Annotated in this window: 9 protein-coding genes; 7 read left to right on the top strand and 2 right to left on the bottom strand. The window is 41.4% G+C overall.

Translation table 11 applies throughout. The features are described from left to right. Nucleotides 1-117 precede the first annotated feature (117 nt). Nucleotides 118-1,191 (top strand): glycoside hydrolase family 88 protein, encoded by a 1,074-nt coding sequence (locus ALKIM_RS18970; RefSeq protein ID WP_052345618.1) that lies wholly within the window; start codon nucleotides 118-120, stop codon nucleotides 1,189-1,191. 78 nt (nucleotides 1,192-1,269) lie between these two features. Next, complete coding sequence (locus tag ALKIM_RS0116690) at nucleotides 1,270-2,400, top strand: polysaccharide deacetylase family protein (RefSeq protein WP_026475645.1); 1,131 nt, start codon at nucleotides 1,270-1,272, stop codon at nucleotides 2,398-2,400. 65 nt (nucleotides 2,401-2,465) lie between these two features. Here the strand turns inward: ALKIM_RS0116690 and ALKIM_RS0116685 are convergent, their stop codons facing one another. Next, nucleotides 2,466-3,767: a M18 family aminopeptidase gene (locus ALKIM_RS0116685; RefSeq protein WP_026475644.1), complete on the bottom strand. Its 1,302-nt coding sequence runs from the start codon at nucleotides 3,765-3,767 to the stop codon at nucleotides 2,466-2,468. A 482-nt stretch (nucleotides 3,768-4,249) separates the two neighbouring features. On the opposite strand from ALKIM_RS0116685, the gene pyrB reads away from it, so the two are divergent. Genes pyrB through ALKIM_RS0116670 form a run of 3 tightly spaced genes read left to right on the top strand, consistent with a single transcriptional unit; the run spans nucleotide 4,250 to nucleotide 6,259 of the window. Next, entirely contained in the window at nucleotides 4,250-5,155 is a 906-nt protein-coding gene (gene pyrB / locus ALKIM_RS0116680; protein ID WP_026475643.1) for an aspartate carbamoyltransferase, read from the top strand. Nucleotides 5,156-5,178: 23 nt separating this feature from the next. Next, the gene (pyrI, locus tag ALKIM_RS0116675) at nucleotides 5,179-5,637 is read left to right on the top strand and encodes an aspartate carbamoyltransferase regulatory subunit (RefSeq protein WP_026475642.1); all 459 of its coding nucleotides are present in this window, start codon (nucleotides 5,179-5,181) and stop codon (nucleotides 5,635-5,637) included. Nucleotides 5,638-5,650: 13 nt separating this feature from the next. Further along, entirely contained in the window at nucleotides 5,651-6,259 is a 609-nt protein-coding gene (locus tag ALKIM_RS0116670) for a flavin reductase family protein (protein ID WP_026475641.1), read from the top strand. A 155-nt stretch (nucleotides 6,260-6,414) separates the two neighbouring features. Here the strand turns inward: ALKIM_RS0116670 and ALKIM_RS0116665 are convergent, their stop codons facing one another. Then, a complete protein-coding gene (locus tag ALKIM_RS0116665) occupies nucleotides 6,415-9,696 on the bottom strand; it encodes a UvrD-helicase domain-containing protein (protein WP_026475640.1) in 3,282 nt (1,093 codons plus the stop codon). 466 nt (nucleotides 9,697-10,162) lie between these two features. Between ALKIM_RS0116665 and ALKIM_RS0116660 the strand changes: the two genes are divergently transcribed. Both ALKIM_RS0116660 and thrC read left to right on the top strand, forming a co-directional pair. Beyond that, nucleotides 10,163-11,380, top strand: coding sequence for a cofactor-independent phosphoglycerate mutase (locus tag ALKIM_RS0116660; RefSeq protein ID WP_026475639.1), 1,218 nt, complete (start codon nucleotides 10,163-10,165; stop codon nucleotides 11,378-11,380). Nucleotides 11,381-11,408: 28 nt separating this feature from the next. Then, a complete protein-coding gene (gene thrC / locus ALKIM_RS0116655) occupies nucleotides 11,409-12,713 on the top strand; it encodes a threonine synthase (protein ID WP_026475638.1) in 1,305 nt (434 codons plus the stop codon). Nucleotides 12,714-12,883: the final 170 nt, after the last annotated feature.

The following is a 12,883-nucleotide window of genomic DNA, read 5'->3' as shown; positions in this document are numbered from 1 at the left end:
AATCCCGAAAAAAGCTGGTTAACACATCTGATTAATCGGGGAAAAGCATCTGGTTTCCGTAAATGAAACCGGATGCTTCATTCAATTTTAAAGTAACTGATTAAATTTATTGTTGTTATGATTAGACGGGATTTTATAGTTAAATCTGGATGGTTTGGTGGACTCTTCCTGCTGCCATCATTTGTTAATGCCGCCAAAATCAAAGCTGGTGATAGCGCTTGTATAGATGCGTTTTACACCCCCATCAGGCGAAAAGTAATGCTTGCCATGCTCTCAATGCAAAAACAAAACTGGGAACACGGCATTGCCGCGCAGGCATTTGTTGAGATTGGCGATGTGTCGATGATGGTGTTACTGGCTAAAGAGGCTGTGGTGAGGCAGGATTCGGATGGGCGACTGGCCGTATTGGGGGTTGCGAATGGTATTACCGACTCTGCTGCTTCAGGCGAAGCGGTTTTGCGAACGGCTGCTTTGCTGAATAATAAGGAGATGGTGAATGCTACTGACAAGATGCTTAACTATTTAATTAACCATGCACCGCAATCAAAAGATGGATTGATTTATCATTCGCATCATGGACCGGAACTATGGGCAGACTCAATGTATATGGCTCCGCCATTTTTTGCTTTTGCTGGTCACGCGCACGATGCACTGAAACAAATTATAGGCATTCGCAATCGCTTATGGATAAAAGAAAAATCTCTTTTTGCGTATAGATGGAATGAGGAGCTTCAATCTATCACAAGTAGCAGATTATGGGGTTTGGCCAATGGTCATGCATTACACGGGATGGCAAAATTAATCGAATATCTGCCTGAGACTATGGCGAATGAAAAATCAATACTTGTGAATTGCGTAAAAGAGCATCTGGAAGGGTGTTTTAAAGTTATGAGAGTCGATTACTTGTTTCACGATACTTTGGACGATGACTCAACTTGTGTAGAATCCAGTTTGGCGATGCGCGTGGCGTACACCATTTTTAAAGGTGTTAAACAGGGATGGCTGAGCAATAGTTATTTGAATACCGCACTGCGAATGCGCGAAGCAGTAAACACCCAGATTGATGATTTTGGCTTTGTCAATGGTGTTCCCGGGCCACCATCCTATTCCGTTCCAACGCATTCCACCGAAGGGCAAGCATTCTTTTTAATGATGGAAACTGCACATGATGCCCTCAACCCTAAACCCTAACCCTCAACTCTAAACTCTAAACTAATAAACCCTATCACTTCAATTCTTTGTTCTATTATCAACTAAAATAAGAAGCCAATGTATAAACGAATTTCCTTTCTTGTGCTGATATCTGTTTTTTCAATTATGTTAGTTGCTCAAAACAGACACAATCACCCGGAATCAGTTGTAAATCCTGGCAACTTTCCAAACAGTCAGGTACCCCAGTTTATTGTGTTAGGTTCTGACGACAATACTTCTGCCGAAGGTCTTAACTGGATTCTGGATTATTTGGCTTCGAGAAAGCATAAGGACGGGAGCTCTTTACGGATGTCATTTTATTCAAACTCACGAGCCTCTGTCAATTGGTCCGACTCTTCATCTGTAGATCTCGTAAATGCCCATATCAAAGCTCTTAAACTGGGGCATGAGTTGGGCAATCATACATCAAACCATGCATACATGGTTCGCGGAATGGTAGGTGAGGGGCAAGTAAGGATTGGTTTGGATTCTGTTTCGCTGGTTGTTAAAGAGCTGAACAATGATTTGGTCAAACATATTGGTTTGAGTGCTGATGATGTGGTTGGTTTTAGAACACCTTATTTGGCTTGGAGTGATACAGTGTTTACGGTAATCAACTCTATGGGGTTTTTATATGATTGTTCAATTACTGAATCTCGAACTGGTCCGGGTGAGTATATCTGGCCTTTCACTATGGATAACGGGGCATCAGGGATAGTAAATAGCTGGTGGACTCTCAATCACAATACCAATATAACATCACATCCAGGCCTTTGGCAATTGCCTTGTTACTCTTTTAAAGCACCCCATACTGTAAGGGGTCACATGGATTCCATTATGTCTGCAAACAACGGTTTGGTAACGGGTCTGGATTATAATATGTGGGCAAAGCCTCCCGCAGGATGGCTGTTTAACAGAAGCCAATCTTTGGAGGTGCTAAAGCACACTCTCTTGCTGAATTACAATGGAAACAGGGCGCCAATGACCATTGGAATGCACAGCCAGTTTTACGTGGATGGATTTAATGAAAGCAGTTTTTTAAATATAGTTGATGCTGCAGAAAGAAGGGCTGTAATCGAAGAGTTTATTGATTTTGCACTGGAATTGGACAATGTATGGTTTGTTGCAGGTGCTCAGGTTATTAGGTATATGATGAATCCAGTAATGTGCGGCGAGTTTCATCCTGATTTACTTATACGTGATCTCTAATCAGGAATAAGCCATATAATGGTATAAGCCGCCAACCGAAAAAAAACGACTGGCGGCTAAATCATTTATAAAGAATAAAACTCACTAAACGCTCGTATGATATACTCATGATCTTTCACGCCTGCAAGTTCTCTTACAGAGTGCATCGCAAGCATGGGATTGCCAACATCTACACTTCGGATGTCCAGCTGACCGGTAGATACGTTACCGAGTGTTGAACCGCCAACAATATCTGAATGGTTCACAAATTTTTGGTATGGAACATCTGCGCGTTGGCAAATGGATTCAAATACGGCGATACTGTCGCTGTCGCTGGTGTATTTTTGATTGGCAGTGATTTTTATGACCGGACCTTTGTTGATGAGGGGATGTAATACAGGATCATGTTTTTCAGTAAAGTTTGGATGAACACTGTGTGCCATATCCGCCGATATCATGAATGAGTTGTACACAGTTCGGTAAAACTGCTCGCCCGATTTACCAAACTGACCCAATATCCGCTCAAAAATGTGTCTAAATACAGGTGAGTCAGCACCCTGTTTGGTTAAACTGCCAACTTCCTCATTATCAAATATGCATAGCATTTGCGTAGCTTTGCCCGGCTTGCTGGTCAAAAGACTTAGCAGCCCGGCGTGTGTCATGGCCAAATTGTCAAGCTTTGGGCTGGAAATGAGTTCGTTGTGAAGCCCCATCAGACATCCACGGTTATACTCATTTAAAGTAAGGTCAAAATCCAGAATTTCATCGCTATCCACGCCCAACTCTTCTGACAACAGATGTTTTATAAGTCCATTTTTGTGTGTTTCATCAGGCATAATTCCCAACAGCGGTAACATGTGGGTTTGTCTCTTTAGCTCTACACCTTCGTTCACTGAACGGTTCAGGTGGATGGCAAGGCTGGGAATGGTAAGGAGTGGACGGTTAAAGTTTACAAGTCTGTTGTCGGGCCAAAGGGGATGCCCCCCTTTAAGACTTACGCGTCCGGCCAAAGAGAGTGGCCGGTCGAGCCAGGTCATTAATATAGGGCCGCCATAAACTTCGGTGTTGAGTTTAATGTAATGGCCATCAACACCAATCTCCGGTGACGGCTTTAACTTGAACGAAGGAGAATCACTATGTGCTGCAATAATCCTGAATCCTTCCTCCTCAGGTTCGCCTGTGCCTACAATAAATGCAAATATTGATGAGTCATTGCGGGTGGTATAATATTTTCCGCCCTGTTTTAGTTGCCACTTCTCTCTCAAATTCAGTGGTTGAAACCCGGCCTGATCAAGCATCAAAGCTGTTTTATCTACCACATGAAAAGGTGATGCACCATCATGTATATAGTCGATAAGTTCTTGTGATAATTTCTGTGCAGTATCCATTTAAGTTTTATATTATAAGTTGGATAATAGAATTTAATTTGTTTTAAAGACTCTTGATTACATCTCATAAGAAACGTTGGGTCTTGGTTTTGTGAATTTCAAAGTTACCAATTAAAGGGCGATTGGGCAATTCAGAGAGGAGGAATGACAAAATTATCCGTTTAGCACAAATGGTTTTGTTTGGTTAATAGTTTGTTGCTATTTTCTGATGATTGGTTGAGTAAAATCTGATTTTTATCTTTACATGTGATTGGGATTTTAGTTACATTTGTTTTCTGAAATGCAAAACTTCAGGCAAATCAGAACAATGAGGTTACCCGATTCATACAGGGTGATTTTTGAGAGAAAGAACTCATTTCTCCACGTTTGGTTTTCTCATTTTTTTGTCTCTTTCGATGTCGTTTTTGCCGCATTCGCCCGATCATTCCGATTGGGTCTTTTTTTGTCTGTATATTTTCTTCTATTACCCAAATTGTATTCCTATGAAGAACAAGAGCCTGGTATCTATTAGTGACTATTCCAGAGATGAAATCCTACACATTCTGGAATTGGCAGCGCATTTTGAAGCAAATCCAAATCAACCTGTTATGCGCGATAAGGTTGTTGCAAGTCTGTTCTTTGAGCCTTCAACACGCACCCGGTTGAGTTTTGAAACGGCTATAAACCGGTTGGGTGCAAGGGTGATTGGTTTCTCCGATTCAGCTTCTTCATCTACTTCAAAAGGGGAAACTGTAAAAGATACAATTAAAATGGTGAGCAACTATGCCGATTTAATTGTGATGCGCCATCCTCTTGAAGGTAGTGCCCGTTATGCTTCTGAACAAGCTGATGTACCGGTTATAAATGCTGGCGATGGAGCCAATCAACATCCCACTCAAACCCTGCTGGATCTCTATTCAATTCAAAAAACGCAGGGAACACTCGAGAATCTCACTGTTTTTATGGTTGGCGACTTAAAATATGGAAGAACTGTGCATTCGCTGCTTATGGCTCTGTCACATTTCAATCCCCGTTTCCATTTTGTGGCTCCGGCAGAACTTGCCATTCCTAAGGAGTATAAAATCTTTCTCGAAAAGAAAAATATCGCTTTTGTAGAGCAAACAGAAATGAATAACCTTGATAAAGCAGATATTTTGTATATGACAAGGGTTCAAAAGGAGCGGTTTTCAGATCCTATGGAGTACGAAAGGGTAAAGAATGCATATGTGCTGAAAAATGCGATGTTGGCAAATACCAAGGAGAATCTTCGGGTTTTACACCCGCTACCTCGCGTAAATGAAATTCATACCGATGTGGATGCCAGTCCTAAGGCTTATTATTTTAAGCAGGCCGAAAATGGTGTTTACACGCGGATGGCTATCATTGCAGCAATAATGGGATTGAAATAAGTTTTATCTATTAATTGAAGATTATGACTCAGCATAAACAATTGCAGGTGAGTGCCATCGAAAATGGTACGGTAATAGACCACATTCCTGCCGAATCGTTATTTGTTGTAATTAACATATTGGGTTTGGATACCATACCCAACCAAATAACTTTTGGGGCAAACCTTGATAGCAGAAAACTGGGTAAAAAGGCCATTATTAAAGTGTCTGATAAGTTTTTCGAAGACAGCGAAATCAACAAAATTTCACTGGTAGCACCCCACGCAAAGCTCAACATAATAAGAGATTATGAAGTGGTGGAAAAGCGCGATGTGGAAATACCCGATGAAATTATCGGCATTGTCAAATGTTTTAATCCTAAGTGTATCACTAACAATGAGTTTATTAAAACACGTTTTAGGGTAGAGGATAAAAATGATTTGATGCTAAAATGTCATTATTGTGAGAAGATTACCTCGCGAAGTGAGTTGAAGATGGTTTAATGGAAGTTGGTTTATGGCAAAAGTAGATTGGAAACCCGGAAATATGCTCTATCCGCTGCCTGCTGTAATGGTTTCTACAGGGGCAGTTCCGGAGGAGTATAATATCATTACCATTGCCTGGACAGGCACCATCTGTTCTGATCCACCAATGTGTTACATCTCTGTCCGGCCGGGAAGGCACTCCTATGAGATATTGAAGAAAACCGGTGAGTTTGTCATTAATCTTACAACCAGTGATTTAGCTTACGCAACCGATTGGTGCGGTGTGCGTTCTGGTCGTCAACATAATAAGTTTGAGGCCATGAATCTTACGCCCGGCAAGGCTTCAGTAGTTAATGCTCCAACAATAGAGGAGGCGCCTGTAAACATTGAGTGCCGAGTAAAAGAAATTGTTCCCCTTGGCACGCATCACATGTTCCTTGCCGAAGTGGTAAATGTTAAGGCCGATGATAGATATCTCGATTCTGAAACCGGAATTTTTTCGCTCGACAAGGCTAAACCAATAACCTATTCGCATGGATATTATTATGAAGTTGGGAAAAAGATAGGGAAATTTGGTTTTGCTGTGGAAAAGAAGAAAACACGCAAAAAGCGGCTGGGAAAACCTAAAGATGATGCCTGATTCCTCCGCAACTTTTTAAAATAGTTCATTTTATGCCAGAGCCGTCGTCTCGTACCTGTTTTGTAAGGATGCACTTTAGTCCATTCAACTGCTGAAGTCTATTTTCTAAGAGAGCCGTAGGCTCGGCACATCTTGGTAGTCTATTATTGATATCTCTACTTTACCTCTTCTATTTCATTTTGAGATACATACCAGATACAGCCTCGCACATTGCCGTAACCCATTTGCCTGATTAGTTTCATGTATTGCTCTACCTGTTGATGGTGCGAAAAACTGCGTGTTTCACCAAATTTGTAGTCAACTACCAATACTTCATGGTTATTAATCATGACGCGGTCCGGACGCCGTATTTCTCCAGCAAGAATGCCAGCCTCTGTTTTTACTTGGTAACTGCCGTCAAACCATGATGCCACTTTTGGATGGCTTAGCCATACTTCAATCTCTTTTTTTAGTTTTATAGACTCTTCCTGAGATATTTGTCCTTTGAACTTCATTTCTGATAGCACCTTGTCTACATCTTTGGCACTTACAATCTGTTCAAAAATCCGGTGCATTATCTTACCATAATTGATTTTTCCCGTCTCGTCTGAGTGCTGAAAGTATTCTTCACTTTCAAGATGGTTCACAATACTTTTCTGCCCTGATGTGAACGAAAATGGAGGGGCAGTGATACTATTTATTTCACGGTTAGTGGACTTCTTTTCATTTGATTCCTGAGATTTCTCTGCTTTCCTTATACTTAAGTCCATTTTCTTAAAGTGAAAAACCAATTCGTCATCATCATAACATTTGGGAAACTGCTCAAGTGCATTATTTCCTTGTGCGAATGCGTGCATTATTTGTGAAATATTAGAATATTCGCTCATAGGTCTATCATTATCCCTTGGCTGAATCTGACATAAAATATTGAGACTCTCACGTGCACGGGTAAGCGCAACGTAGGCTAAGTTTAAGTTATCAACATACTGATGCATGATTTCATCCAGATAGGCTTGAGCAAAATGTGATTTTGCCAAGTCTTTTTGCGCTTTTACTGGTACCAGTGGGAGGGCATTAAATGGCTCGCTAGGTGGTTCAAGCCATAAAAGGTTGTAGTGTTTCATGCTATTGATATTCCAGTTGGCGAATGGAATTATAACAGTTTTAAACTCCAGACCTTTACTTTTATGGATGGTCATCACCCTTATTGCATTCTGGTTATCGGGCACCGACAAGGAGACACGTTGGCCGCTCTTATCCCAATAATCCAGAAACTTGTTGAGGTCGGCAGATTCCTGGATGATGAACTTCAAAAGCAGGCTCATGAACGATTGTATGTAAACGCCATGTACTTTACACAAATCATCGGGCAACAAACGAATCAACTCTTCAGCAAGCTGGTAAATGGGCTTTTCACGATAATCAAGAATCGTTGATTTGTGCTTAACCCACAGTGCCTCTGTTTGCGCATCGTGAAAGTAGGGTGTTAGGTTCAGATTGTCAGCTGGTTTTATTTCCTGCTGGTTTTTTAACCAATGCATCCGTATAAACGATTCGGTAACACTGTCCTCAGGGTTACGTATATAGCGTAGTTGAGCCAGAATGAGTCGTATGGCTTCTGAATTGGCAATAATCAGTGATTCGTTACTTATTACAGGATAGGTAACGCCGTTGGATTGGTAGTGGCCAGAAAGCAGTGCGTTGGTAATAGCCACTGCTTCTTCGTTTTTTCTTACCAGAATACAAATATCTGATAGTTTGTTACCTGATTCAACAAGTTTATCAACCCGGAGTATGGTTTGGTAAAGCGTGGCATCCACAAAATCACCTTTCTTCTTCTCTTCTATGAATTTTATGAAAACCTCGCCACCGCTGTCAATGCCTGATTCTGGAACCTGCTGCTCAATGTCGTGATAGGCATTTTCTATTTTGCTTTGTAGTTTCTGGAGGATCGGGTTTTGCGACTCCTCTTCAGGAATGAGGTTGTTAAACTGTTGCTGTAGTAGCTTGGCTGCCATCTTAAAGAAGCTGTTGTTAAATCTGATTACTTCTTCGTTGCTTCGCCAGTTTGTGTCAAGGGTCTTGGCTTCAAGACCAAAGCGTTTGAAATCTTCTTCTACCGCTTCGGCCAGGAGATTCCAATCTGAATTTCGCCATCGGTAGATGGCTTGTTTCACATCGCCAACCATTAGGGCGTATTTTCCCGAGGCGAGTGTATCATTTATAAGTGGCAAAAAATTAAGGTACTGAAGTGACGAGGTGTCCTGAAACTCATCCATCATATAGTGGGCATATCGGGTTCCGGTTTTTTCATAAATAAACGGACTCTCGTTTTGATTGATGATTTGCGTGAGTAGAAAGTTGGTGCCTGATATGAGAAATACATTCTGTTCACGACATATTTCCATCATCTTTTTATTCACATCGTTAACCACTCCCAATGCATTTAATTCCGGCAATATAAACCTGGCGGTATGGTAATCACGACTTTCATTTTCTATTGTCTCAAGGGCTTCTGTCAGCAACGCATGAAGTCCGCTATTATAGGCTGCCTCAATGGCAATGTTCTTCTCTGTTGGATTGTCCTTTCTTGTCCATTGATCTGCACCATCAAGCAACTTAATAAACTTTTCGGCATTCAAGTGGTCTTGTAGATTCACAAACCGCTCAAATACTTTAACTTTCGTTCGGCTCCTGCCATTAAAATCATTGTTCAGGTCGAGGTTGTATTGTGCAATAATCTCCAACCCTTTGGCACCAATCGTTTTGATTTTATCATCAATGTTTCGGATTATCTCCTCCAGAGCTCTTTTATAGGCGACTAAAAAATTTTTATCGCCAATGCGCGACGAAAGCCTAAATGCATTGGCCTGATATGTCTCTTTAAATATTTCACTACTTAATCTGCTGATTTCAGTTGCAATATTCCATCCTTTGTCGTTCTCCATCCGCTCACGCGCAAACTGTATGAGCCACTCTTTTACCTCTTTGTGTTGTGGCTCGTCCATTTCCAATATTAAGCGGTCTATAGCCTGAAGCATAATGTGATTTGTTTCCAGTTCCAAGCGGAAACTGGCCGGCAGACCCATTTCTCTGGCAAATGATCGTGTCACCTTCTGAAAAAAACTATCAATGGTGCTTATCGAAAAGCGCGAGAAATCGTGAAGCAACATGCTTAACAGTTCAGAAGCAGTACTGCTTATCTCTTTGTCACTTTTATTAAACTCATTTTTTAGCTCTTTTTTTAAGTTGTAAGCTCCTGGCGCATCGCAACTTAAATCATGCAGCGTCGACAAAATGCGGGAACGCATTTCAGCCGTAGCTTTATTGGTAAATGTAACTGCCAGTGTATGTGCATAGTCCATTGGGTTATTGAAAAGTAGTCTGATGTACTCTTGCGTTAGAGTATAGGTTTTTCCTGAACCGGCTGATGCACGAAACACTTTTAATTCTGACATGGTATTCTTTTGTGAGGATACTTTTTTTAATCTGGATATGCACTATGGTGATTAATTATACGTGCTTTTGGTAAAAATAGGCAATATTCGTTTATGCTTTGCTAATTCTACTTGGTATTCTTTTTCCGGATGGGCTTCTGTGGATGGCTATTGGGTTACCATTGTGTTTTAAATATGCTGATAAAATGTTAGTTTTGTAGGGTTGTTTAATTGCAGTTTTATAAGCATGCAGTCACAATACTTTATAATGTGTTATTTGAATTGTTGAGAAATATCAAAATTTGAGTACTTGAATCGTGCTGTGATTAGGTTTTACCTGCACAAGTAGATGTTTTTATGGTAAGTTTCGTTCATCTCAAATTTAAAAGAGTTATTTGATGTAGCACCCATGATTGTGATAGGTACGGTCATGAATCTATATGGTTTTGTGTCACATTCAACCGCTAATTAATAAAATTCTATACGGATGAAATATATTGTTGTTCTGGCTGATGGAATGGCTGATGAGCCCATCGATGAATTTGGTGGACTAACCCCGGTAATGGCTGCGGATACGCCTGTTATGGACGAAATATGCCGGAAATCCGCCACCGGATTGGTTCACACTGTGCCTCAGGGTTTTCATCCGGGCAGCGAGATTGCAAACATGAACATTCTGGGTTACCATCCTGGCAAATATTTTCAGGGTAGAGGGGTGCTTGAGGCTGCTGCTTTAGGAATAGAGTCTGAACCTGATGATTTGGTATTCAGGTGCAATTTGGTTTCTCTCGAACAAGATGTGCTCATAAATCACTCTGCCGGCCACATTACCTCGGCCGAGGCAGCAGAGTTAATCTCTGCGCTTAACAATGTGCTGGGTAGCAGCACAGTAAAATTCTATCCCGGTACGAGCTATCGCCACATCCTTGTTTTAAAAGGTGCTAATGTGGGTGTAAAATGTATTCCGCCACATGACCATCCCGGAAAGCCTGCCAAACCGCTATTCCCTGTGGCTGAATCTGCCGAGGGCAATGAAACGGCGGCTTTACTTTGCGACTTGATGGAGCAATCTGTTGCTGTTCTCGCCAACCATCCGGTAAACCTAAAACGCAAAGCTGCTGGAAAGAAGTGTGCCGATTGTATCTGGCCTTGGTCTCCAGGTTACAGACCGGCATTCCCATCGTTTCGTGACCGTTTCGCAATTGAATCGGGAGGTGTGATTTCAGCTGTGGATTTGATTCATGGCATCGGAAAACTGGCCGGATTGGAATCCATATTTGTGGAAGGGGCTACAGGTCTTCATGACACAAATTATGAAGGTAAAGCGGCGGCAGCTCTCGATGCACTTAACCGTCATCCGTTTGTTTTTCTTCACGTTGAGGCAATGGATGAAGCCGGCCATGAAGGCGATTTTCGGCTGAAAAAGCGTGTCATCGAAGATTTTGATCGACGTTTGTTAAAGCCGCTCTGGGAGGGCCTTTCCAAGCTCGATTCACCATTCTCATTTTTGCTATTACCTGACCATCCAACTCCTTGTAACCTTCGAACGCATACACATGCGCCGGTGCCGTTTATGATGATTAAGCCCAATCTTAAGCCCGATGATGTGCAGCAACTTAATGAGGATTCGGTGAAAAATGGATCCTTTGGCGAGGTCGAAGGGGATTCAATTCTGGATATGTTTTTTGATGATGTGTCTCGATAGTTTTTTTTAATTGATTAATTGACTTACAATGAAATATATAAGTTTGGGCTCCAAAGGCCAGCGTTTTTCTCTTAAGGAGGTTTTATTTAAAGGACTGGCCCCTGATGGAAGTCTTTTTATGCCAGAATTTATTCCAACATTGGACGAGGGCTTTATTCGTGACTTTCATACCATGGAGCTTTCCGAGATTGCTTTTCATGTGCTAAAGCCTTTTGTTGCTGAAGATGTGAGCGATGATGTGCTAAACCGCATCGTGAAAGATACTTTTTCATTTGAAATTCCTCTTAAAAGGGTAGAGGATGGGGTGTATGCACTTGAGTTGTATCATGGCCCCACACAGGCTTTCAAAGATGTTGGTGCGCGTTTTCTTTCACGTTTGCTCGGTTTCTTTAATCAAGGCGAAAGCAGAAAACTCATGGTGCTCACAGCTACTTCCGGTGATACGGGTGGGGCAGTGGCTCACGGTTTTCATCGTGTCAAAGGCATCGAAGTGGTGGTGCTTTACCCGCACGGAAAGGTGAGTCCGTACCAGGAGTATCAAATTACCGGACCTGGTGACAATGTACATGCCATAGCTGTGAATGGTAGCTTTGACGATTGCCAGAGATTGGTTAAAGATGCCTTTAACGATGAGGCTCTGCGCCAAAAGATATATATGACCTCGGCAAACTCCATTAACATGGGTAGATTATTGCCGCAAATGGTTTACTATTTTTATGCTGCAGCTCAGCTTCGTAAGGCTGGCATTCAGGATTTACCTGTATTCGCTGTGCCAAGTGGTAATTTTGGAAATATTACTGCTGCAATGCTTGCAACAAAAATGGGATTGCCCGTAAAGCGCTTTATTGCTGCAACCAATGCCAATGATGTGGTTCCGAGATTTCTCCAATCGGGTGAGTATGATCCCCAAGCTACAATTGTGACTTTGGCTAATGCGATGGATGTAGGTGATCCAAGCAATTTTAGCCGTATGTACGATTTGTACAACAATCATCTCGATACTTTAAAGAACAGCCTTATCTCCATTTCTGTGTCGGATGCCCAGATACAAGAAACCATCAAAAAGGTGTATAATGGCTTGGATTATTTGATGGATCCTCATACTGCTTCGGCCTATTTTGCACTCAATCAACTTAAGGATGAGGATGAAGCTGGAATCTTTGTATCAACTGCGCATCCCTTTAAATTTGGTGAAATCCTCGAGGATCTTTTACCTGGTGTGTTGGAAAAAAGTGGTTATAGTATTGAATTTGAGTTGTCTGGTGCTGCTGGTATAGATATTATGAATCCCGATTATTCAGATTTTAAATCCAGAATTGAAAAGATGGCATGATGCTTGATAAATGTTAATTAATTTTAAGAGAGGCAAAGTTTTCCTCTTTCTTAAAATTTGTTATTTTTACGCGGATTTTAGAATTCATGTCAGGTATATGCATTGGTTTTTTCTAATGGAATAGAGACCAAATCAAATTGGAACATATAAATTTGAATAATCAGTTTAAT

Source organism: Alkaliflexus imshenetskii DSM 15055 (genome assembly GCF_000517065.1).
GTDB lineage: Bacteria > Bacteroidota > Bacteroidia > Bacteroidales > Marinilabiliaceae > Alkaliflexus > Alkaliflexus imshenetskii.
Note: the sequence above shows the minus strand (reverse complement) of the source record. Positions and strands in the feature narration are given on the sequence as shown.